This is a genomic window from Streptomyces sp. NPDC058198 (genome assembly GCF_042882605.1).
GTDB lineage: Bacteria > Actinomycetota > Actinomycetes > Streptomycetales > Streptomycetaceae > Streptomyces.
In genome coordinates this window covers 414,682-436,906 of the sequence record NZ_JBHVVP010000006.1, presented here as the reverse complement: position 1 = coordinate 436,906, position 22,225 = coordinate 414,682, and the positions used below count along the sequence as shown (strand labels likewise).

The following is a 22,225-nucleotide window of genomic DNA, read 5'->3' as shown; positions in this document are numbered from 1 at the left end:
TCTCCGTCTGGGCCTGTGTCTCCGTCTCCGTACGGATCGTCATCTCGGCGCTCCGTCCGGGCGTCGTGGGGCCGGGATCTTCGCCAACGGGGCGTCGTGGGCCGACAGGAACGCGGCCACCGAGTTCTCCCAGCTGAAGAGTTCCGCGCGGGCGCGGGCCGCGGCGCGGCGGTCCTGTTCCGGGCGGGCCAGCAGGGTCTGGACCGCGTCGGCGAAGGACGTCGCGTGGTCCGCGGCGGCCGCGCCCGCGTCACCGATCACCTCGGGCAGCGCCGAGGACGCGCTCGCGACGACCGGGGTGCCGCAGGCGAGCGCCTCCAGGGCCGAGAGTCCGAAGGTCTCGGCGGGGCCGGGCGCCAGACAGATGTCCGCGGCGGCCTGCAGATCGGCCATCGCCTCCCGGTCGGCGACGTGTCCGAGGAACAGCGCGGGCAGCCGCTGCGCGCGGGCCCTGCGGACCAGGCTACTCCGCAGCGGTCCCTCGCCGGCGACGACCAGCACCGCCCGTACGCCCCGGTTCCGCAGCTCGGCGAGCGCGTCGAGCGCCGTACCGGGCCGCTTCTCCACCGACAGCCGCGAGCCGAGCACCAGCAGCACGTCCGCCCCGCGCGTGTACCGCTCGCGCAGGGCCGTGTCACGCCGTCCCGGCCTGCACCGGCTCAGATCGACCCCGAGCGGTGCGCGCACCACGTTGCGCGCACCCACACGCAGGAATTCACGCTCCGCCCACTCGGTGGTGCACACGATCCGCGAATACGCCCACGCGCTGCGCAGGTTGATCCGGTCGGCCGCCCGCCCCGCGGCGACCGCGGGCACGCCCCAGGTACGCAGGACCCCGTCCGCCGTCTCGTGGGAGACCATCACGGAGGGGATCCGGTGGCGCCGTGCCCACTCCCCCGTCCAGCGCAGGGTGGTCCGGTCGGACACTTCGAGCCGGTCGGTCCCGATCCCTTCGAGGACCTCCCTGAGCCGGCGCCGGGCGGTCAGCACCCGGTAGCCGCCGGTGCCGGGCAGCACGGGCCCCGGAAGGGTGATCACCCGGCCCTGCGCGGTCTCCTCGTCGGTCTCCCGCTCCCCGGGCACGATCAGCACGGGGTGATGCCCCGCGGCCAGATAGCCGCTGCCCAGCTCCCGCAGCGCGGTACGCAGGCCGCCGGAGGACGGGGTGACGAAGTTCGCCAGCCGTACGATCCGCAGGGCGCTCACGCGACCACCGCCGTACGCGCGCCGAGCACCTCGTCGTAGTGGCCGAGCAGCTGGTCCCCCACCACGGCCCAGGTCCTGTCCTCCACCATGGCCCGTCCCGCGCGCCCGTAGGCGGCGCGGAGCGCGGGGGCGCAGATGAGGTCCGTCACCGCCGCGGTGACGGCGCCGGCGTCGTGCGGCGTCACCAGCAGTCCGGTACGCCCGTGGTCGACGAGGTCGAGCGGGCCGCCGGCGGCGGGCGCGATCACCGGCACCCCGCTCGCCATGGCCTCCTGCACGGTCTGGCAGAAGGTCTCGTACGGGCCGGTGTGCGCGAACACGTCGAACGAGGCGAAGGTCCGTGCCAGTTCGTCCCCGGTCGTACGGCCGAGGAAGACCGCGCCGGGGAGCGCCCCGCGCAGCGACGTCTCGCTGGGGCCGTCTCCGACGATCACCACCCGGACGCCCGGCAGCGCGCAGACACCGGCGAGGAGCTCGACATGCTTCTCGGGCGCCAGCCGGCCGACGTATCCGACGATCAGCTCCCCGTTGGGCGCGAGGCGCCGACGCAGCGCCTCGTCCCGCAGTGCGGGCCGGAACCGTACGGTGTCCACGCCCCGCGGCCAGAGCCGTACCCGCGGTACGCCGTGCTCGGCGAGATCCCGGACGGCGGCGCTGGACGGTGCGAGGGTGCGGTCGGCGGCGGTGTGCACGGCGCGGATCCGCCGCCAGGCCGCGGCCTCGCCCGCGCCGACGTAGGTACGGGCGTAGCCGGCCAGGTCGGTCTGGTAGACGGCGACGGCGGGCACCCGGAGCCGCGCGGCGGCGGTCATGCCGCGCACGCCGAGCACGAAGGGCCCGGCGAGATGGACGAGCTCGGCCCGGTGCGCGGCGATCGTCGCCGCCACCCGCCGGCTGGGGAGCGCCACCCGCACCTGCGGATAGCCGGGAAGGGGAAGCGAGGGCACACGTACCACGGGGCACGGTGCGTCGGTCTCGGAATCGCCGGCGACCGCCGGGGCGATGACGAGCGGATCATGACCACGGGCGGCGAGATGCCGCGCGGTCTGCAAGGCGCAATGAGCTACGCCGTTGACGTCGGGCGGGAAGGATTCGGTGACGATGACGACACGCATACCCGTGTTGTCGTCGCACCGAGCGTGTCCCCGCCAACGTGGATCTTTCCGCGCGGGGAACGTCCCGTGAGCATTGGACGCGGGGACGTTCCCCGGGGACGGCAGGGTGCACAGGCCGTGCGCGCGCTCTTACGGAGCGAGAGATTCCGGCCTCAGAGCGCGGCGGCGTCCGGGCCCATCCGGCTGCGTACGGCGGTCTGCACCTCGGCTTCCTCGGCCGGATCCGCGGCCAGTCGCCGCAGCCGGTCCACCACCCGTACGTCACCGGTCTCCGCGTGCAGCGCGGCGACCTCTCTGGTGGTCTCCTCGCAGTCCCACAGGCATTCGACGGCGAACCCGGTGGCGTAGGAGGGATCGGTGGCCGCGAGCGCGCGGGCCGCGCGGCCGCGCAGCTGCGAGGAGGCGGTCTCGCGGTAGACATGGCGCAGTACGGGAGCGGCGCAGACGATGCCGAGGCGTCCCGCGCCGTCGACGAGGGTCCACAGCGGCGGGGCGTCGGGTCCTTCGGCCCGTACGGTCTCGCGCAGGGCGCCGAGCACCAGCTGGGTGTCCTGGGTGCCACCCCGGCAGGCGAGCACGCCCGCGGCGGACGCCCCGAGGGCGTCGGGCCGGTGCACCCAGCCACGGGCCCGGTCGACGGCTTCCTCGCCGCACATCCGCTCGAACGCGGAGACCGCGGCGTCGGCGACGGTGCGGTCGGCGCTGAGCGCCGCCGCCTCGATCAGATCGAGCACGACGGGGTCGCGGACCTCGGCGAGATAGTGGAGCGCCGCGCAGCGCGCCCCGTCGGGACCGTTGCGGGCGGCCTCGACGATCAGCGGGCGGTCGTCGGGCCCCGCGACGGCGGAGAGGCAGCGGGCCGCGGGCACGTGCAGCACGCTACCGCGTTCGAGGGCCTGCTGCGCCCAGTCGAAGACGGCCTGCACGCTCCAGCCGGGGCGGGGGCCGCTCGGCCGCATCTGTCGCTGCCAGCGGTCGAACGAGCCCTGTTCACCGGCCGCCCTGATCCGCGCGCCGACCGCTTGCCGCGGGTCCTCGGCCCAGAGCCGCCAGGGCCGGGGCTCGAAGGCGTCCCGTACGGCGGCCGCCAGCTCGGCGTCGCCCTCCGGGGTGGCGGGGAATCTGGCGAGGACCGGCACGGCCAGCGAGCGCAGGCCCGCGTCGTCGTCGCGCAGCGCGAGCTCGTCCAGCGCCCAGGCCCAGTTGGTGCCCGCCGCGGCGTAGCGCCGGAGCAGGTCGAGGGCGTCGCGCCTGCCGTACGAGGCGAGATGGCCGAGCACGGCGAGCGAGAGCCCGGTCCTCGACTCCTCGGTGTCGAAGTGGTCCTCGGACCGGAAGAGATGGTGGTCGATGGCGTCGAGACCGCCGTGCAGATCCAGATACAGGCGTGCGTAGTACAGCGAGCGGTTCTCGACCTGCCAGTCGTGGCGTGGGTCGTTCATGACGCAGTGGTTGAGGGCGGCGAGCGCCTCCGCCCTGGGCGCGGCGAGCGCGTGCAGCGTGCCGTCGCCACGGCCCCTCTGCAACAGGCCGAGCAGAGTGCCGCTCGGCGCTATGACTGGATCAAACATCGGAAAAGCCTCACATCAAGCTGTCGACGCAACCGGGGGGTGTGGATGCCTAGGCCGCGCGGCAACATGGTTGGCCGATCGTCGTCGTGCGCTTGGTGCAGACCATCTTCCCTGCCTCTCGTCGGTGGCCCCTTGCGGGCCCGACGTCATGATGACCCAGCCATTTCGCCACCGCGACCACATTTACGACGTCTCTGTTCACTGGGCTCCGAAGAGCTCCAGGAGATCCGTCTTCCCAAACATCCGCGCGGTATCCACGGCGGAGGGGGTGCCTCCGGTCGGATCGGCCCCGCCGGCGAGCAGCGCCCGGATCACCGCGTCCTCCCCCTTGAAGACCGCGCCGGCGAGCGGGGTCTGACCGCGGTCGTTGGCCCGGTCCGCGTCGGCGCCGCGCACGAGCAGCGCCTCCACCGCCGGGGCGTGGCCGTGATAGGCGGCGAGCATCACCAGGGAGTCACCCCTGTCGTTGGTGAGGTTCGCGGGCACACCGGCGTCGACATACGCGGCGAGCGCCTCGGCCTCTCCGCGCCGGGCCAGATCGAAGATCTTCGTCGCCAGCCCGACCACTTCGGGATCCGGTGCTTCGCTCATCGGTGGACCGCCTTTCACGCCGTTGACCTGGTACGTACGGCAGCGGCGCCGTACGAGTGAACCGACAGGGTACTGCCCGTACGCCGCCCCGCCCCGCGCCCCCGCGGCAAGGATGATCGCGAGCGACATTCACCGGGTGAGGCGGGGCGGTCCGCCTCCCGGCGGTGCTCCGACCTGAGCCAATGCAGTGAAATGCACAACATTTCACTCATATGCACCTTTTATCGCATAGATACTTTAGGTGATCCTGGAAGAACTCATGGTGACTGTCCCCTCGACCAGGAGAAATCTCATGATTCTGTCCATGTCAGGCGTCGTGCTGCTCGGAATCATCGTCTTCCTCTTCTTCAGGAAGGACGGACTCAAGGCGTCGCACGCGATGGTGTGCGCCCTCTTCGGCTTCTATCTCGCGGGCACCGCCATCGCCCCGAGCATCACGGCCGGGAGCGCCAGCCTCGCCGGCCTCCTGGGCGGGATCAAGTTCTGACGCCCGACCGTCCCTTCCGCACGCACCGTCAGGAGACCGACGTGGCCCGGCGACCACTCCCCCGCATTCTGCGCAGCGGCACCGGCAGCAGCGGCAGCGACCGGATCGCACGCAGTCGCGATCTGGCCCGCACGGCCGCCGGCAGCGCCACCGACGTCCTCCAGCCGCTGATCACCGTCGGCCGTGGTCTGCGGCTGCTGAGCGCCGCGGGGCGCCAGCGGTGGGCGGCCACGCCCAGGGACCGGCGCGGCCCCGCGCTGTTCCTGGTCGCGGTCTGCGTGATGGTGGCCGCGCTCTTGCCGTACGGGCCGCTGCTGGCCCTGATCTCGGTGATGGCCGCGGCCGCCTGGAAGGGGCGTGCCCCCACGACCGCGCGGACCGGGCCCGCCGACGCGCAGGCGCGGCGGCTCCAGTCCCTCTACGAGGCGCTGGTGCCGTACTTCTCCGTGCCGGAGGACCCACGTCCGCTCTTCGCCCACGGCGGCTCGTGGGACGCGGCGTTCAGCGAGCAGGAATTCGACGGTGAAGGGCGGCTCACCCGGCTGCGGCTGGCCTACCCCCCGTACTTCCCGGACGGTGAGCCCGGCGCGCGCGGCCGGATCGAGCATCTGCTGCACGCCAAGTCCGGCCGCGGCCGCGAATATCTCTTCGACTGGGACGAGGAGATCAACCAGCTCGTGCTGAGCGTGCTGCCGGCGCTGGCCACCTCGATCGCCGCCCAGCGCTTCGTCACCGTCCCGGGCGAGACCGTCCTCGGCTTCACCGACGACGGCGCGGTGCAGCGCACCGTGCCGGTCAGGGCGGGCGACGAGAGCCGCGACGCGCCCCCGGTGGTCTGGCGGACAGGCCCCCGCTCCACCGAGCCGCATCTGCTGGTCGTCGGCCTGCCGGGAAGCGGCTCGACGAGCCTGCTGCGCTCCCTCGCCCTCCAGGCCCTCCAGCACGGCGAGGTACTGATCGTGGAGGGCAGCGGGACCGGCGAATTCACCTGTATGACCGGGCGCACGGGCGTGCTCGCCGTGGAAAGCGCACTGGACGGCGCGCTGGCCGGCCTCGAATGGGCCGCGCAGGAGACGGAACGGCGGCTGATCGCCGCCAACGGCGCCCGGCAGTCGGGCCGTCCCGCGCCCGAGGACACCCGGCGGCCGCTCTGGATCCTGGTGGACCGGCCGAGCGTCTTCGCGCATCTGGCGGCGGCCGACGGGCGGCCCGATCCGCAGGAGCTGCTGCGGGTGCCGCTGCGCCACGGCAGGGCCGCCCATGTGACGGTCGTCGTGGCCGACCAGCTCGACAGCCTGGAGGCGCTCGGCGAGACCGTACGGACCCACACCCGCGCCCGGGTCGTCCTGGGGTCCGCCACGCCCTCGCAGGTGGAGTCGGTGCTCGGGGCGCCACCGCGCACCACGCCCGCCAGGGACGTCCCGCCCGGCCGGGGCTACGCGCGGCTCGGCACGGGCCCGGTGCTCCGCCTGCAGGTTCCGGCGACGCCCGATCCGTACGACGACATGGCGAGTGAGGCGCACCGCCGGGCCGTCCTGGAGCTCCTTCCGGCGCGTCATCCCTCGTTCGACGAGGTGGCGGCGCCCGCTCCCGGTCCTGCGTCGGCTCAGGACCGGGTACCGGGACAGGAATCGGACCGTGCCATCGGGCAGGCAGCCGCCCCGGCGCCGATCGCGGCTGGTCCGGTCCCGGCCGAGGGCTGACCACCGGCGGGCGCGCGGCCGCCCGCCGGCTTCCCGGCGCCCCGCCCGACGCCCCGCCCCTCAGGCGACGAAGGTGCGCGGCGCGTCCGTGCCGGTGCTCGCCCCGGTCTCCACGAGGCGCGCGGCCGCCGCCAGCCGGGCCGCCGCCTCGACGGCGACCGGGCCGCCGACGGTGAACGGCAGCCGTACGTACCCCTCGAACGCCCCGTCGACCCCGAAGCGGGGCCCCGAGGGCACCCGTACACCGACCCGTTCGCCGACCTCGGCGAGGCGTGAACCGGACAGTCCGCCGGTCCGCACCCAGAGCGTCAGCCCGCCGCGCGGTACCTCGAACTCCCAGCTGGGCAGCTGCTCGCGCACCGCCGCCACCAGCGCGTCCCGGTTCTCACGCGCCTGGGCGCGCCGCAGGGCCACCGCCTCCTCCCAGCCGCCGGTCCGCATCAGCCAGTTGACGGCGAGCTGTTCCAGCACCGGGGTGCCGAGATCGGCGTACGCGCGAGCGGCGACCAGCGACCTGATCACGTCCGGCGCCGCGCGCACCCATCCGATCCGCATCCCCGCCCAGAAGGCCTTGCTGGCCGAGCCGACCGTGAGCACCGTGCTGCCCGCCGGGTCGAAGGCGCAGACCCGCCGCGGCATGTCGATGTCCGCTTCCAGATGCAGTTCGGACATGGTCTCGTCGACGACGAGCACCGTCCCCGCCGAGCGGGCGGCGTCGACCAGCTGCCGCCGCTGGTCCTCGTCGGCCAGCGCGCCCGTCGGGTTGTGGAAGTCGGCGACGACATAGGCGAGCCGGGGGGCGGCGTCCCTGAGCACCTGGCGCCAGCGCCCCAGATCCCAGCCGGTCAGTCCCTCCGCCATGGCGACCGGCACCAGCCGGGCGCCCGCTTCCCGCATCAGCTGGAGGATGTTCGCGTACGAGGGCGACTCCACCGCGATCCGCTCGCCCCGGCCCGCGAAGAGATGGCAGATCGCGTCCATCGCGCCCATCGCGCCGGTGGTGACCATGATCTGTTCCGGCATGGTCGGAATGCCGCGCTCGGTGTAGCGGTCGGCGAGCATCTGCCGCAGCGCGGGAACTCCGGCCGGGTAGTCGCCGTGGGTGTGCGCGTACGGCGTCAGCTCCTCCAGCGCCCCTCGCACCCCCCGGGTCAGCCAGGGCTCGGGGGCGGGCAGGGCGGCGGTGCCGAGGTCGATCATCGAGCCGAGCGACTCCGGCGGCAGCGGCTCCAGACCGCGCGCCGGCAGCGGATTCCCCGCCGGTACGGCGGTCCAGCTGCCCGCTCCCCGGCGCGACTCGAGGAACCCCTCGGCGCGCAGCGCCTCGTACGCGGCCGCCACGGTCGTCCGGCTCACGGACAGCGAGAGCGCCAGTTCGCGTTCTGCGGGGAGCCGGGCGGCAACGGGGACGCGGCCCTCCAGGACGAGCAGCCGGATGCCGTCGGCGAGCGCCCGGTAGGCCGGCGGCCTGCGGGTGCCGGGCCCGGCGGGCCGGGGCTGCTGGGCGTTGAGCTGCCGGGCGAGCTGAGCCGCCCCGACCGCCGAGGTCCACTGCGCCACTGAAATCAGTCCACCTTCCCCGAATTGGCCATGGTTGGCATCTTCCGGCCCGCCACAGAGTGTCGTGTATCAGTCCACCATCGCACCAGGGGGCAGCATCGTGTCCATCACCTCAGGCCGCCGGGGAAAGCGGCTCACCCGCCGGCTGTCGCAGCTCTATCTCGGGCTGGCGCTGTACGGGGCGAGTTCGGCGCTGCTGGTCCGCGGCGGCCTGGGGCTGGAGCCGTGGGGCGTCCTGCACCAGGGGATGGCCGAGCTGACCGGGCTGACCATGGGGGTCGTCTCCATCATCGTGGGCGCCGTCGTACTGCTGCTCTGGATACCGCTCGGGCAGCGGCCGGGGCTGGGCACCGTCTCCAATGTGTTCGTGGTCGGCATCGCCATGGACGCCACGCTCGCCCTCGTCCCCGACGGCCATGGGTGGGCTGTCCGGATCACGCTGCTGACCTGCGGCATCGTCCTCAACGGCATGGCCACAGGGCTGTACATAGCCGCCCGCTTCGGCCCGGGGCCACGGGACGGTCTGATGACAGGACTGCACCGGCGGACCGGCCGCTCGGTCCGGCTGGTCCGTACGGCGATCGAGGTCGCCGTCGTCGCCACCGGCTTCGCACTCGGCGGCTCGGTGGGGATCGGCACGGTGGCCTACGCCCTCGCCATCGGACCGCTCGCCCAGCTCTTCCTGCGCGTCTTCGACATCCCGCCGGCGACCACCGGCAGCACGGCCGTCGCCGCCGGGTCACCGGAGCACGCCATACTGCGGCGGTGACTCGCGTACCCCACCCCTACCTGGACCGGCCGGCCCCGATCCCGTTCGCCCATCGCGGCGGCGCGGCGGACGGCCTCGAGAACACCGCGGCGGCGTTCCGCCGCGCGGCCGGACTCGGATACCGCTACTTCGAGACCGATGTGCACACCACCGCGGACGGCCGGCTCGTCGCCTTCCACGACGCGACCCTGGACCGGGTGACCGACGCACGGGGCCGGATCCACGACCTCCCGTGGGACGAGGTGCGCCGGGCCAGGGTGGCGGGGAGCGAGCCGCTGCCGCTCTTCGAGGACCTGCTCGAAGAGTTCCCCGAGGCCCGCTGGAACGTGGACGTGAAGGCCGCGCCCGCCGTGGTCCCGTTGATCGATCTGATCCGCAGGACCGACAGCTGGGACCGGGTGTGTGTCGGCTCCTTCTCCGAGGCCAGGCTGACGCGCGCGGTACGTCTCGCGGGCCCCCGGCTCGCCACCTCGTACGGGGTGCGGGGAGTGCTGGGCCTGCGGCTGCGCTCGTACGGCATACCGGCCCCGGTCCGGCCGGGCGCCGTGTGCGCGCAGGTGCCCGAGACGCGGAGCGGCATCCGGGTGGTGGACGAGCGCTTCGTACGGATGGCGCACGCGCGCGGCCTTCAGGTCCATGTCTGGACGGTCAATGAGGCGGACCGGATGGAGGCGCTGCTCGATCTGGGCGTGGATGGCATCATGACCGATCAACTGGAGACGCTGCGCACGGTGTTCACCGCGCGGGGAGTCTGGCGATGACCGGGCAGGGTGCCCGCACAGGAGAGCGAGGGAGCGCGAGGTGACCGCCGGGACGGTGGACCGGGCCGATGAGGCGACGGACCGCAGACGCGAGCAGCGTGGCTGGTACTTCTACGATTTCGCGTGCTCCGTCTATTCGACGAGTGTGCTCACGGTCTTCCTCGGCCCGTATCTGACCTCGGTGGCGAAGGCGGCCGCCGACGCCGAGGGCTTCGTCCATCCGCTGGGCATCCCCGTGCGCGCGGGCTCGGTCTTCGCGTACGCGGTGTCCGTGTCGGTCGTGGTGGCGGTGCTGGTGATGCCGCTGGCGGGCGCGGCGGCGGACCGTACGGGACGCAAGAAGCCGCTGCTGGCCGCCGCCGCGTATCTGGGGGCGGCCGCCACGACGGCCATGTTCTTCCTGGACGGCGACCGCTATCTGCTGGGCGCGCTGCTGCTGATCGTGGCGAACGCCTCACTGTCCGTCTCGATGGTGCTCTACAACGCGTATCTGCCGCAGATCGCCGGGCCCGAGGAGCGGGACGCCGTCTCCTCCCGGGGCTGGGCCTTCGGCTACACCTCGGGCGCCTTCGTGCTGGTCCTCAATCTCGTGCTCTACACCGGCCATGAGTCGTTCGGTGTCTCCGAGTCGACGGCGGTACGGATCTGTCTGGCGTCGGCCGGCGTCTGGTGGGGGGCCTTCACGCTCGTCCCGCTGCGGCGGCTGCGCGACCGGAAGGTCCCGCGGAACGGCGAGGGGGCGGTGGGCACCGGATGGCGGCAGCTGATGAACACCCTGCGGGACATGCGGCGCCATCCGCTGACGCTGTCCTTCCTGCTCGCCTACCTCGTGTACAACGACGGGGTACAGACGGTGATCTCGCAGGCCTCGATCTACGGCTCCGAGGAACTGGACCTGGACCAGACGACGCTGATCACCGCCGTCCTGCTGGTGCAGATCCTGGCGGTCGCGGGCGCGCTGGGCATGGGCAGGATGGCCAGGTCGTACGGCGCCAAGCGCACCATTCTGGGCTCGTTGGCCGTCTGGACGCTGATCCTCGCGGCGGGCTATTTCCTGCCGTCCGGCGCACCGGGCGCGTTCTTCGCGCTGGCCGCGGCGATCGGTCTGGTGCTGGGCGGCAGCCAGGCGCTGTCCCGCTCGCTCTTCTCGCATCTGGTGCCGAGCGGGAAGGAGGCCGAGTACTTCTCGGCGTACGAGATGAGCGACCGGGGGCTCAGCTGGCTGGGGCCACTGGTGTTCGGGCTCGCTTATCAGGTCACGGGGAGCTACCGGGATGCGATCATCTCGCTGGTGGTCTTCTTCGCGCTCGGGTTCGGCCTGCTGGCACGGGTGCCGATCAGACAGGCCATCGCGGCCGCGGGCAACCCCGTTCCCGAGCGGATTTAGACGTGGCAGTCAAAGGGCGGTAGTGTACGCGTTTGGCCTGCCAGGCGGACCGTTACTGCGAACCGCGGAAATGGAATCGCCGGGTGACATCTCCTGATAGATGTGACAAACCGGGCGCCGGTGGGTACAACAAGGGGCGGCACGACGGGCGACGCACGACCCGGAACGGGAATCTTTACCGCCGACCGGACGTTGACCGGATGACGACGACAGCGACACCTGTCCTGTGGGCGACAAGCCCGGGAGGCACGATTCATGAGTGAGCGAGCTCTCCGCGGCACGCGACTCGTGGTTACCAGCTACGAGACGGACCGCGGCATCGATCTGGCCCCGCGCCAGGCGGTGGAGTACGCATGCCAGAACGGACATCGATTTGAGATGCCGTTCTCGGTAGAGGCGGAAATTCCGCCGGAGTGGGAGTGCAAGGCGTGTGGCGCCCAGGCACTCCTGGTGGACGGGGATGGCCCCGAAGAGAAGAAGGGCAAGCCTGCGCGTACGCACTGGGACATGCTCATGGAGCGGCGCACACGCGAGGAGCTGGAGGAGGTGCTGGCCGAGAGGCTGGCCGTCCTGCGCTCCGGCGCCATGAACATCGCCGTGCATCCGCGGGACAGCCGGAAGTCCGCCTGACCGCGTAACCACCGCACACAACAAGCGATAACCGAACAAAGCCGCGGGCTGTGGCACACCGAGTGTGTGCCACAGCCCGCGGCTTTCTGTGCTCTCCGGCTTTCTGTGCTCTCCGGCTTTCTGTGCCCTGCGGCTTTCTGTGCTGGGCGCCCCGTCAGGGGGTCAGCGGCGGGCGCGGGCCCTTGTCCTCGGGATGGTTCGGGCGCCCGGGGCCGTCCTCCTTGATGACCTCGCCCTGGACCACCTTGCCGTCCGGCTGACGCATCCGGGCCTGCTGGAAGGCGTCACCCAGGCTGCCGGGAGGGGCCGCCGCACTCATCCGCCGCTCCAGGGACCGTTCCGTGTACCGGCCGAGCGCCATCCGGAGGGGCGGTACGAGCAGCAGCAGGCCCAGCACATCGGTGATCAGTCCCGGCAGCATGATCAGCAGGCCGCCCAGCATGAGGAAGCCGTTGCCGGTGCTCCCGGTGCCGGCCTCCGGCGCGACGGCCTCCCCGGGGTGCTGCTCTTGCTGCCGCTGCTGGCGTTGCAGAGTCTCGGTCAGATTGCGGAAGGCCCGGCGGCCGGCCCTCTTGATGACCACCGCTCCGAGCACGGCCGCGCCGACCAGCAGCAACAGGATGGTGAACCCGCCCGCCACATCGGCCACCAGGACCAGCAGCCAGATCTCCAGCACCAGCCAGACGGCGATGCCCAGGGGAATGAAGCTGCGGGCGCGTGAGCGCTTGGGAACGGGCCGGGGCGATTGCGCGGTCGTCATACCCCCAGTGTGCCTGGGCACGGGCCAGGACGGCGTCCGGGGGGCGATCAAGGCGAGCGGGGCGACCCGTCCGGTCAGGGGGACTTCCGGCCGAGCAGCCGGTTCGCCCGGGACTCGACGCCCCAGGCGGTGACCCTCCAGAGCGCCTCGACGACGATGTCCCGGCTCATCTTCGAGTCGCCGCGCTCGCGCTCGACGAAGGTGATGGGCACCTCGACCACATGAAAGCCCCCCTCGACCGCGCGCCGGGCGAGGTCGACCTGGAAGCAGTAGCCCTGGGAGGCGACGGCGTCCAGGCCGAGCCCCTCCAGGGTCTCCGCGCGAAAGGCCCGGAAGCCGCCGGTGATGTCGCGGAGCGGGACGCCGAGCAGGACCCGTGAGTAGGTGCTGCCGCCGCGTGAGAGCAGCTTGCGGGTCGTGGGCCAGTTGACGACCCGTCCGCCCGGCATCCAGCGCGAGCCGAGGACGAGATCGGCGCCCTTGAGCGCGGTCAGCAGGCGGGGCAGCTCCTCGGGCTGATGGGAGCCGTCGGCGTCCATCTCGACGAGGACGCCGTAGCCGTGCTCGATGCCCCAGCGGAAGCCGGCCAGGTAGGCGGCGCCGAGCCCTTCCTTGCCCTTCCGGTGCAACACCTTGACCTGGCTGTCCTGGACGGCCAGTTCGTCGGCGATCTTGCCGGTGCCGTCGGGGCTGTTGTCGTCGGCGATGAGGATGTCGGCCGCCGGCACCGCGGCGCGCACCCGGGAGACGATCGGCTTGATGTTCTCGGCCTCGTTGAAGGTCGGGATGATCACCAACGTTGTGCCCAGCGGGCCGTACCGCCTCTGACCGCCGTCGTTCACTGCTGCCCCTTAGTCGCCGTACGCGGATGCCCACCTTAGCGAGCACGCGACACCCCACGACCACGGTGGTCGTGGGGTGTCGGTGGGAGACGAGAGGCGATGTCCGGAGATGGCGGACAGAACCGGAGATGTTGCACCCCGTACGCACTCATGAACTGCGGATCGGGGCCCGGCGTCCTTCGGGCCGACCTGGAACCCGCTGGCTGCGGGTCGACCGAAAGCCGTTGTCTACTGAACGCCGGGCCCCACCCGGGTCGCACCTGCCGGCCGGCTCGATCCTTCCCTCGCCCCCGAGACGTGGGTGCTGGACCTGGCTCCCAGTGGTGGTGCGCCGGTGCGGCACACCGCCCCATGGCCCAGCGGGCGTTCGACGACTGCGTGGAGGTTGCCGGACGGACGTCCTGTGGTGGACTCGGCCGAACCTACCCGGCGGTGGCTGCTTACTGTCAATAGCCGTTTGACCTGCGGCGTTTGCCTAAATCAGCAGGTCAGTGGGGAAGATCCGCAGGTCGCGGCAGAGGGTGGCGGGCATCGGTCGGCGGTACGAAATGTCCGCACGTCACTCGTTCGGGCGCACGAATACCGTTTGTCCCGCGACGACGGTCCGCAGGCACTCGGGCAGCGGCCGGCCCGGCGTGAGATCCGGCAGTCCGGGCGTCCCGGAGCGCGGATCGGTGGACCAGCGCGACACCCGGTCGTCGGGGGCCTGGACGACCAGTTCGCCGGTGCGCCAGACGGCGTAGTCGGCGGGGGCGCCCGGCACGAGCGTACCGGCGTCGTCGCGGCCGACGGCCCGCCGGCCGCCGCGGGTATGGGCGGTGAACGCGGCCCTGACCGAGATCCTGTGTTCGGGGGTGCGGTGGAAGGCGGCGGCCCTGACGGTGCCCCACGGGTCCAGCGGGGTGACGGGGCTGTCGGACCCGAAGGCCAGCGGGACGCCGGCGCGCAGCAGCGCCGCGTACGGATTGAGCGTGCGGGCGCGCTCGGCGCCGAGCCGGCGCGCGTACATCCCGTCCTCGCCGCCCCAGAACGCGTCGAAGGCGGGCTGGACGGAGGCGGTGAGTCCCAGCTCCGCGAAGGCGGCGATCGTCTCGGGGGTGAGCATCTCGGCATGCTCGACGCGGTGCCTGGCGGCCCGGATACGCGCCAGGCCGAGGCGCTCGGCCGCGGCCCGTACCCCCGCGACGACCGTGCTGATAGCGGCGTCACCGATGGCGTGGAAGCCGGCCTGGAGCCCGGCCTCGGTGCAGGTGACGACATGGACCGCGACGGCCGCGGCGTCGAGATGGGCGGTGCCGGTGTGCGGGGCATCGGCGTACGGGGCGTGCAGGGCGGCGGTGTGGGAACCGAGGGATCCGTCGACGAAGAGATCGCCGGCGGCGCCGACGGCGCCCAGCTCGCGGACGCGGCGGGCGCCCTTCTCGTCGGTGATGTGTTCGGCCCAGTAGCCGTGGACCCGCGGTCCCGGCTCCTCGTCTGCGAGCGCCAGCAGGGAGGTGAAGTCCTCCTCGTCGGAGATCTCCGGCCCCGCGCACTCGTGGAGCGCGCCGATACCGAGCGAGGCGGCCCGGTGGCGGGCGGCCCGCTGCGCCTCGGTGCGCTGGCGCGGGGTGATGGCCGCGTGGGCCGCGGCGCGCACGGCGTGGTGGGCGGCGCCGGTCAGCGGGGCGTCCGGGTGGTAGCCGGTGAGCGAGGTGACGCCGGGGACGAGGTCGAGCAGCGCGGTGGTGACCACGGCCGAGTGAACGTCGACGCGCGGCAGATAGAGCGGCCGGGCGCCGGCGGCGTCGTCCAGTTCGGCGCGGGAGGGTGGGCGCTGTTCTGGCCAGCGGGTGGAGTCCCAGCCGTGGCCCAGGAGCACGTCTGGGTCTGCGGCGCGGTGGCCGTGGTCGGCGTTGTGGTCGGCGCGGTGGGCGCGGATCAGGGCTAGCGCCTCCGTCAGGCTCCGGGCGCCGGACAGGTCGAGTCCGGTGAGGGCGAGGCCGGTCGCTGTGGTGTGGACGTGGGCGTCGGTGAACGCCGGGGTGACGAGCGCGCCTTCGAGGTCGATGACCTCGTCCACGCCGGAGGCGAAGGCGTCGGCCGCGCCTTCGGAGCCGACCCAGGCGACATGGCCGCGTTCGACGACCATGGCGGTGGCGAAGGGGTCAGCGGGGCTGTGGACTTCTCCACCGCGCAGGAGGACGGTGCGGTGGTGGTTCTGGGGGGCGGTGCGGTCGGTCATGGTGACCAGTCTGGCGGGTGTGTTCCGGCGTGCGGGGGTGGGGGCCGGTCCGGTGGGGGTGCGGTGCGCCTCCGGCGGGGGTGGGGGCCGGTCCGGCTGGGGTGCGGGGGTCGCGGGCTCCGGAGGTGCGTGTCCGGACTGCATGATTTACGGCGCCGTGCGGCTCGTTTGTCGGGTGCGGCTTGTGTGCGCCGACAAATCACGCTTTACGTCCGGACACACATCTCCTGCGCCCCCACCCCCCTCCCGCCGGTGGGCCACCAATCCGCTCGGCCCCGCTGGGGAAGGTGGGGACACGCGCGCCCGTGGCACGAGGGCCGCTGCCTCCGTGTAACGACCGCCCGTCTCCACGACCGCCGGCGAGTGAGCCGAAGGGGCGCGCCGCTGTCGAAAGGGAGAGCGCGCGGAGGTTCGCGAGGAACGAGCGAATCGAGCACGGTCGACTGTCGACAGGGGCATAGAGCGCCCCGGAGGCGAACCGAGCCCTTAAAAGAGGAGGGCTGGCGCTCGGGATTCATAGGGGGTGGAGAGGACCACCGTGGTTCGGGTGGAGACGCCGGCCAGGGAGCGGATGCGGGTGAGCAGGTGTTCCAGTTCCAGTGGGGTGGAGACCCGTACCTTCAGGATGTAGTTCTCGTCGCCCGCCACGCTGTGACACGCCTCGATCTCGGCGATTTCCGCGAGGCGTTCCGCGATGTCGTCGGGGGCGCTGGGGTCGAACGGTTTCACCGAGATGAACGCGGTGAGTGGCAGGCCGACGGCCTCCGGGTCGACGACCGCGGCGTAGCCGCGGATGACGCCGCGCTGTTCCAGGCGGCGTACCCGCTGATGCACCGCCGAGGTGGACAGGCCGGTGGCCTTGCCCAGGTCGGTGTAGCTCATCCGGCCGTCCTTGACGAGCAACTCCACGATCTGACGATCCAGCTCCTCCATACGGATCAACCTATTGCCCCGGGTCGCTTCCGGCACAGTCGGAGGCGGCTCCGGGAGGTACCTGCGGGGGGCATGTGACGAAGACCACAGATTTGTGGGACGGTCGTTCGAGACGTCACGGTTACGCGGCTCGCGCGAAGGGAATTGCTTGGTGTGGTCGAGACCACAAGTGCCTGGTCGGCCCACCCGAGGGGGAATGTCTCCATGCAGAACCTGAAGCGCACCGGACGCACAGAACCGGAGCCCGTTGATCTTGTCGAGGCCGACGAGTTCGACTTCTACGACACCTTCGAGATGTACCGGGTCGTCTGCCCGGACTGTGTGCAGCCGATCGCGCTGCTGGCGGACGAGGACGTCCTGCCGGAGCACGCGCTGTGCCCCACGCCGTGGAACCCGTTCGTGCTCTCGGTGTGTGCCGGTACGGGCCGTTCGGCGGCGGACGCGCGGCCCGCTGACGCGTCGCCCGAGGCTCAGGAGCAGGTCACCGCACTGCTGCTGACGCTGCCTCAGGGCCTTGACTGGAGGACGCAGCCCTTCTCGCACATGGGCGGTCCGGGCTCGCGTCCGTTCAAGCAGATGCGCGACGCCGCGTAGGACCCGCAAGACCCCGGCGCGACCGCTGACCGCAGGTCAGAAAGCGTGCCGGGGAACCTGCCGACTGTCCGTCAGCGCGTCTCGGGGCCCGCGAGATGCCGCGCGATCACCAAGCGCTGGATCTGGTTGGTGCCTTCCACGATCTGCAGGACCTTCGCCTCGCGCAGGTAGCGCTCCGCCGGGAAGTCCGTGGTGTAGCCGTAGCCGCCCAGCACCTGAACGGCGTCGACGGTGACCGCCATCGCCGCGTCCGTGCAGAACAGCTTGGCCATGGCGGCCTGTTGGGAGAACGGGCGGCCCGCGTCCCGCAGCCGCGCGGCGGCGAGATAGAGCGACCGTCCGGCCTCGATCCGGGTTGCCATGTCGGCGAGCAGGAAGCGCAGCCCCTGGAAGTCCGCGATGGGCCTGCCGAACTGCCGTCGTCCCGTGGCGTATCCGACGGCCTCGTCCAGGGCCGCCTGGGCCAGACCGATGGCGCAGGCGGCGATGCCGAGCCGGCCCGAGTCGAGCGCCGACAGCGCGATGGCGAAGCCCTGTCCCTCGTCGCCGAGCCGGCGGTCACCGGCCACCCGTACGCCGTCGAAGTGGAGTTGGGCGGTGGGCGAGCCCTTCATGCCCATCTTCTTCTCGGGGGCGGCCGCGTGCAGGCCGGGCGCGTCGCCGGGCACCAGGAACGCCGTGATGCCCCGTGCGCCCTCGCCGCCCGTGCGGGCCAGCACGGTGTAGAAGTCCGCGATACCGCCATGGGTGATCCAGGCCTTGGTGCCGGTGATGACCCAGTCGTCGCCGTCCCGTACGGCCTTCGTACGCAGCGAGGCGGCGTCCGAGCCCGAGGCGGGCTCGGAGAGGCAGTAGGCGCCGAGGAGGCCGCCGCTCAGCATGGCGGGGAGATGCTCCGCCTGCTGCTCCTTGCTGCCGTAGCCGGCGAGGGCGTGGCAGGCGAGGGTGTGCACGCTGGCGCCGAGACCGACGGTGAGCCGGGCGGCGGCCAGCTCTTCGAGTACCTGGAGATAGACCTCGTACGGCTGGTCCCCGCCGCCGAGGGCGGCGTCGTAGGGAAGGCCGAGCAGGCCCGAGGCGGAGAGAAGTCTGAAGAGTTCGCGCGGGAAGTGGCTCGCCTCTTCCTCCTCGGCCGCCCTGGGGGCGATCTCCCGCTGGATGATGTCGCGTACGAGGGCGACGAGGTGCGTGGACTCCTCGGTGGGCAGTTGACGTTCCACCGGCTGCGGGGCGCGGTCGGGCATGGCGGCGCTCTCCTCCCTGTCGGGGCGCTACGGCGGTCGCGCGCGCAGGGTGTGGCGGCGCCGCCGGCTGGGGTCCGGGGGTATCCCCGGACGGCAATTCTGCCCAGCCGATGCTGCCCTCCCGGATCACGGAAGCGGCTGACCAGCGGCTGTGGCGCGTTGAGTATGCCCGATCGGCGGGCTTCCGTCACGGGTGCAAAGTGTCCCTCCGGCGCGGCGGAACTTGGTCCGAACCATTGACCCCAGTGGTCTAGTCCTTCTAACGTCCCCCTGAACGTATTTCGCGTTCATGCCAAGTCGACGTCATCGCCGACCGATTTCCCCCACTCACTCTTCCTCCCCCACGAGGAGACACCATGCTCGGACTTCACCGCCCCCGCTTGCGGGCGCTGGTCGCCGCCGCCTGTACCGCCGCTCTCGGTGTGACCCTGCTCGCCGGAGCGGGCAGCGCCTCGGCCGGGGGGACCACCGCCCCCGCCGCCGCTGCCGCGCCTGCCGCCGCGGGCGACAAGGTGGTCGGATACTTCACCAACTGGGGTGTGTACGACCGGAATTACCACGTCAAGAACATCGAGACCTCGGGCTCCGCCGACAAGCTCACGCACATCAACTACGCCTTCGGCAATGTCACCGGCGGAAAGTGCGTGATCGGCGACTCGTACGCGGACTACGAGAAGGCATACACCGCCGACCAGAGCGTGGACGGCGCCGCCGACACCTGGGACCAGCCGCTGCGCGGCAACTTCAACCAGCTGCGCAAGCTCAAGGCACTCCACCCCGGTCTCAAGGTCATCTGGTCGTTCGGCGGCTGGTCCTGGTCCGGCGGCTTCACCGAGGCGGCGAAGAACCCGGCCGCCTTCGCGGAGTCCTGCCGCGCCCTGGTCGAGGACCCGCGCTGGGCCGATGTCTTCGACGGCATCGACATCGACTGGGAGTACCCCAACGCCTGCGGTCTGACCTGCGACACCAGCGGGCCCGACGCGTTCAGGAACGTCGCGTCCGCGCTGCGCGGCCAGTTCGGTTCCGACCTGGTGACGGCGGCCATCACGGCCGACGGCTCGGACGGCGGGAAGATCGACGCCACCGACTACGCCGGCGCGGCGCAGTACCTCGACTGGTACAACCCGATGACGTACGACTTCTTCGGTGCCTTCGCGGCGCAGGGCCCCACCGCCCCGCACTCGCCGCTCACCTCCTACGAGGGCATTCCGACGGAGGGCTTCAACTCCGACGCGGCCATCAGCAAGCTCAAGGGCCTCGGCATCCCGTCCGAGAAGCTGCTGCTCGGCATCGGCTTCTACGGACGCGGCTGGACCGGCGTCACCCAGGCGGAGCCGGGCGGCACCGCGACGGGCGCCGCTCCGGGTACGTACGAGGCGGGCATCGAGGACTACAAGGTCCTCAAGAACAGCTGCCCGGCCAACGGGACGGTCGCGGGCACCGCGTACGCCTTCTGCGGCAACCAGTGGTGGAGCTACGACACCCCCGCCACCATCGCCGGGAAGATGGCGTACAAGAACCAGCAGGGCCTGGGCGGCACGTTCTTCTGGGAGCTGAGCGGGGACACCGCCAACGGTGAACTGATCAAGTCCATCAGCTAGTCGCGCTATTGCCGCGTGCGAGACTCGTCGGGGGCGGGGTGCCTGTTCGGCCCCCGCCCCCGGCGTCATGTCTCCGGCGAGTCCTGGGGCGGGGCGATGCCCGTGAACGGGCGCCAGTCGGGATCACGCGGCGGCGCCGGGCACTCCGGGGCGAACTCCTCGATGGTGTCCAGCGTATGACGCAGCATCCGTACCAGCAGATCGCGCGGGATCTCCAGCGTCAGTTCCTGGTGGCCCAGCCATTCCAGCGTGAGCCACTCGACGCTGCTGAGCCAGCCGAGCAGCGCGAGCCGGGCGATCGGCGGGATGTCCTGGCGGCCGTAGGCGCCTTCGGCGATCGTGGCGACCAGCCCGGTGCGTACGGCGTCGCGGATCGCCTGCACCTCTGTGTCGAAGCCGACGCCGCCCGTGACGATGGTGCGGTACGCCGCCTCGTTGTGCTGGGCGAACGAGAGATAGGCCTCGACCGTGCGCTGCACGCGTTGGGTGCGCGGCAGATCGGCGCCGGTGGCGGCGAGCGTGACCAGCTCCGCGACCGAGTCCTCGACGATGGCGAGGTAGTAGCCGCGCTTGTTGTTGAAGTAGTAGTAGATCAGCCCCTTCGCCACCCCCGCGTGCTGCGCGATGTCATCCATCGACAGTGCGTCGTACGAGGTGTTGGCGAACAACTTCCGCCCGGTGGTGATGAGTTCGGAGCGCCGTATCTCCGACCGTTCGGTCGCGCCACGCTGCTGCCTACGGTTCACGTTCGGGTCCTGCTCTCCGGCCGGCACAGATTCCGCAGTATGGCAGAGCCGTGTGTGACGCCCGCAGGGCGGTGAGCCGCGGCCGGCCCGGGAGATGATCTCTCAACTCCCGGGGCCTGCCGCGGGCCCGTCAGAGCAGGCCCACCGACGTGAGGGCGCGGCGCTGGGCCGAGGTCGGCTGCGCCGGCCAGTAGACGTAACAGACACCGCCGGTGCCGGAGACCACCGTGCCGGCCGCGTTGTGCCGCTTGGTCCGCAGCCAGATCGTCTCCCACTCGGAGCGACGGTAGACCCGGCGCACCGCTGGGTTGTCGGGCGAGGCCGGGTCGTTGGCGATCACGTCGCCGCCGGCGGTGAAGCCGATCACGGTCATCAGATGGCCGGAGGTCCCGTAGCCGGCCCCCGTCAGCTCCTCCTTGAGGAAGGACTGCGAGGTGATGACGGGGATGCCCGCGCGGATGAGGGTCTCCACGTCGGTGAGCGAGCCGAGCCGGGTGACGGCGGCGCTCATGTCCCGGTAGGTGGCGGCGTACGCGGCGTTGAAGGGCCAGTTGCCGCAGCCGTCGTACTGGTAGTCGAAGGTGAACCGGGCGGCGTGGCAGACCTGGGGGTCGGCGAAGGCCGGATTCACCCAGGCGAGATCCGCGGCGGTGGGCTTGCGCCCCCAGTATTCGATGATCATCTGCGAGGAGGTGGGGCTGCACCAGGCCTCGCCGCCGTTGTCGTACTCCGGGTACTGCCCGGCGTGGACGTTCTGCGAGTAGCGCGGCACGGTCAGCTCGCGGGCGAGCCCCGGCGTGGAGGCCGGGACGGTGAACCGGTCGGGGATGTCCGAGGCCATCGCGCCGGCCCGGTGGACCACCGGTGTGAGCCGGGTGCCCGGCTTGCGGTAGAGGGTCAGCCGCAGCTGGTACGAGGCGAGGCGGAGCCCGCTGGCCGCGTCGTCCACCGAGAAGGTGTCGGTCCAGATGCTGCTGCGCCCGTCGGTCTGGTCGTCGACGGAGGTGCGCCTGATGTCACCGTCGCCGTCCCCCGAGGTCCAGCGGCCCATGACGTACCACGGCGTGGCGGTGTTGTCCGAGTAGCGGCCGCTCAGTTCGATCTGGAGCCAGGTGCCGGCCGGGGTCTCGGCGTTCCAGGAGGCGATCACCTCGGTGGCGGGGACGGCCGAGCGGTGGAGCGGCGAGGTCCAGGTCGCGTACTCCCAGGTGGCGCTCTTGCCGGTGTGCGGATCTGCGTAGTCGGTACGGCCCGCCGGGGTGCCGATGACCAGCGCGGGCCGGGCGCCGGACACGGCCAGGGTGCCCCGGGCCGTACCGGAGCGCCAGTCGGCGTACGAGGCCCAGAAGGCGTTGTCCACGAGAGGCGTGGCGCGGGCGGGCGCCGACGGGGCGGCGGCTGCCGGAGCGGCGGACACCGCGCCGGCTCCCGCCGCGGCCGCGAGAGCGGCGGCGAGCACGGTTCTGCGCGAAGTGGGACTGGTCATGGGGACCTCCGGTCG

General features: G+C 72.0%; 20 protein-coding genes. 8 read left to right on the top strand and 12 right to left on the bottom strand.

Features of this window, described 5'->3' with window-relative positions; translation table 11 throughout:
- Positions 1-39: 39 nt before the first annotated feature.
- From ACFVWW_RS23200 to ACFVWW_RS23185, 4 genes are all read right to left on the bottom strand, one after another.
- Positions 40-1,206, bottom strand: coding sequence for a glycosyltransferase (locus ACFVWW_RS23200; RefSeq protein ID WP_384188742.1), 1,167 nt, complete (start codon positions 1,204-1,206; stop codon positions 40-42).
- Positions 1,203-2,321, bottom strand: coding sequence for a glycosyltransferase family 4 protein (locus ACFVWW_RS23195; protein WP_384330306.1), 1,119 nt, complete (start codon positions 2,319-2,321; stop codon positions 1,203-1,205). The genes ACFVWW_RS23200 and ACFVWW_RS23195 overlap by 4 nt, the downstream gene beginning before the upstream one ends.
- Positions 2,322-2,473: 152 nt before the next feature.
- Entirely contained in the window at positions 2,474-3,892 is a 1,419-nt protein-coding gene (locus tag ACFVWW_RS23190) for a HEAT repeat domain-containing protein (protein WP_386878812.1), read from the bottom strand.
- Positions 3,893-4,090: 198 nt separating this feature from the next.
- Positions 4,091-4,483, bottom strand: coding sequence for an ankyrin repeat domain-containing protein (locus ACFVWW_RS23185; RefSeq protein ID WP_386878811.1), 393 nt, complete (start codon positions 4,481-4,483; stop codon positions 4,091-4,093).
- A gap of 292 nt (positions 4,484-4,775) precedes the next feature.
- Here ACFVWW_RS23185 and ACFVWW_RS23180 point away from each other — a divergent pair, with 292 nt between their 5' ends.
- Complete coding sequence (locus ACFVWW_RS23180; RefSeq protein WP_384188735.1) at positions 4,776-4,970, top strand: hypothetical protein; 195 nt, start codon at positions 4,776-4,778, stop codon at positions 4,968-4,970.
- 41 nt (positions 4,971-5,011) lie between these two features.
- Positions 5,012-6,673 (top strand): hypothetical protein, encoded by a 1,662-nt coding sequence (locus ACFVWW_RS23175; protein WP_386878810.1) that lies wholly within the window; start codon positions 5,012-5,014, stop codon positions 6,671-6,673.
- 60 nt (positions 6,674-6,733) lie between these two features.
- On the opposite strand, the gene ACFVWW_RS23170 is transcribed toward ACFVWW_RS23175, so the two are convergent.
- The gene (locus ACFVWW_RS23170; protein ID WP_384188731.1) at positions 6,734-8,233 is read right to left on the bottom strand and encodes a PLP-dependent aminotransferase family protein; all 1,500 of its coding nucleotides are present in this window, start codon (positions 8,231-8,233) and stop codon (positions 6,734-6,736) included.
- A 100-nt stretch (positions 8,234-8,333) separates the two neighbouring features.
- Between ACFVWW_RS23170 and ACFVWW_RS23165 the strand changes: the two genes are divergently transcribed.
- From ACFVWW_RS23165 to ACFVWW_RS23150, 4 genes are all read left to right on the top strand, one after another.
- Positions 8,334-9,002 carry a YitT family protein gene (locus ACFVWW_RS23165; RefSeq protein WP_386878809.1) on the top strand — a complete coding sequence of 223 codons (669 nt, stop codon included), beginning with the start codon at positions 8,334-8,336 and terminating at the stop codon, positions 9,000-9,002.
- Positions 8,999-9,763, top strand: a complete 765-nt coding sequence (locus ACFVWW_RS23160; protein WP_384188727.1) for a glycerophosphodiester phosphodiesterase — start codon at positions 8,999-9,001, stop codon at positions 9,761-9,763. The genes ACFVWW_RS23165 and ACFVWW_RS23160 overlap by 4 nt, the downstream gene beginning before the upstream one ends.
- Positions 9,764-9,803: 40 nt before the next feature.
- Entirely contained in the window at positions 9,804-11,150 is a 1,347-nt protein-coding gene (locus ACFVWW_RS23155) for an MFS transporter (protein WP_384188726.1), read from the top strand.
- Positions 11,151-11,405: 255 nt separating this feature from the next.
- Entirely contained in the window at positions 11,406-11,780 is a 375-nt protein-coding gene (locus ACFVWW_RS23150; protein ID WP_003959706.1) for an RNA polymerase-binding protein RbpA, read from the top strand.
- Positions 11,781-11,934: 154 nt separating this feature from the next.
- Here the strand turns inward: ACFVWW_RS23150 and fxsA are convergent, their stop codons facing one another.
- The 4 genes from fxsA to ACFVWW_RS23130 all read right to left on the bottom strand — a co-directional run bounded on the left by fxsA (position 11,935) and on the right by ACFVWW_RS23130 (position 16,539).
- Positions 11,935-12,540, bottom strand: a complete 606-nt coding sequence (gene fxsA, locus ACFVWW_RS23145; protein WP_386878808.1) for an FxsA family membrane protein — start codon at positions 12,538-12,540, stop codon at positions 11,935-11,937.
- A 74-nt stretch (positions 12,541-12,614) separates the two neighbouring features.
- The gene (locus ACFVWW_RS23140) at positions 12,615-13,382 is read right to left on the bottom strand and encodes a polyprenol monophosphomannose synthase (protein ID WP_384188722.1); all 768 of its coding nucleotides are present in this window, start codon (positions 13,380-13,382) and stop codon (positions 12,615-12,617) included.
- Positions 13,383-13,941: 559 nt separating this feature from the next.
- Positions 13,942-15,606: an amidohydrolase gene (locus ACFVWW_RS23135; protein ID WP_384188720.1), complete on the bottom strand. Its 1,665-nt coding sequence runs from the start codon at positions 15,604-15,606 to the stop codon at positions 13,942-13,944.
- Positions 15,607-16,092: 486 nt separating this feature from the next.
- A complete protein-coding gene (locus ACFVWW_RS23130) occupies positions 16,093-16,539 on the bottom strand; it encodes an Lrp/AsnC family transcriptional regulator (protein WP_384188718.1) in 447 nt (148 codons plus the stop codon).
- A gap of 204 nt (positions 16,540-16,743) precedes the next feature.
- Between ACFVWW_RS23130 and ACFVWW_RS23125 the strand changes: the two genes are divergently transcribed.
- Positions 16,744-17,133, top strand: coding sequence for a hypothetical protein (locus ACFVWW_RS23125; protein WP_384188716.1), 390 nt, complete (start codon positions 16,744-16,746; stop codon positions 17,131-17,133).
- 71 nt (positions 17,134-17,204) lie between these two features.
- On the opposite strand, the gene ACFVWW_RS23120 is transcribed toward ACFVWW_RS23125, so the two are convergent.
- Positions 17,205-18,377: an acyl-CoA dehydrogenase family protein gene (locus ACFVWW_RS23120; RefSeq protein WP_386878807.1), complete on the bottom strand. Its 1,173-nt coding sequence runs from the start codon at positions 18,375-18,377 to the stop codon at positions 17,205-17,207.
- Positions 18,378-18,733: 356 nt separating this feature from the next.
- Here ACFVWW_RS23120 and ACFVWW_RS23115 point away from each other — a divergent pair, with 356 nt between their 5' ends.
- Positions 18,734-19,978 (top strand): glycoside hydrolase family 18 protein, encoded by a 1,245-nt coding sequence (locus ACFVWW_RS23115; protein ID WP_384188712.1) that lies wholly within the window; start codon positions 18,734-18,736, stop codon positions 19,976-19,978.
- Positions 19,979-20,043: 65 nt separating this feature from the next.
- On the opposite strand, the gene ACFVWW_RS23110 is transcribed toward ACFVWW_RS23115, so the two are convergent.
- Together ACFVWW_RS23110 and ACFVWW_RS23105 are read right to left on the bottom strand one after the other, a co-directional pair.
- Entirely contained in the window at positions 20,044-20,724 is a 681-nt protein-coding gene (locus ACFVWW_RS23110; RefSeq protein ID WP_384188710.1) for a TetR/AcrR family transcriptional regulator, read from the bottom strand.
- Between the two features lie 130 nt (positions 20,725-20,854).
- Complete coding sequence (locus ACFVWW_RS23105) at positions 20,855-22,210, bottom strand: peptidase C39 family protein (protein WP_386878806.1); 1,356 nt, start codon at positions 22,208-22,210, stop codon at positions 20,855-20,857.
- Positions 22,211-22,225: the final 15 nt, after the last annotated feature.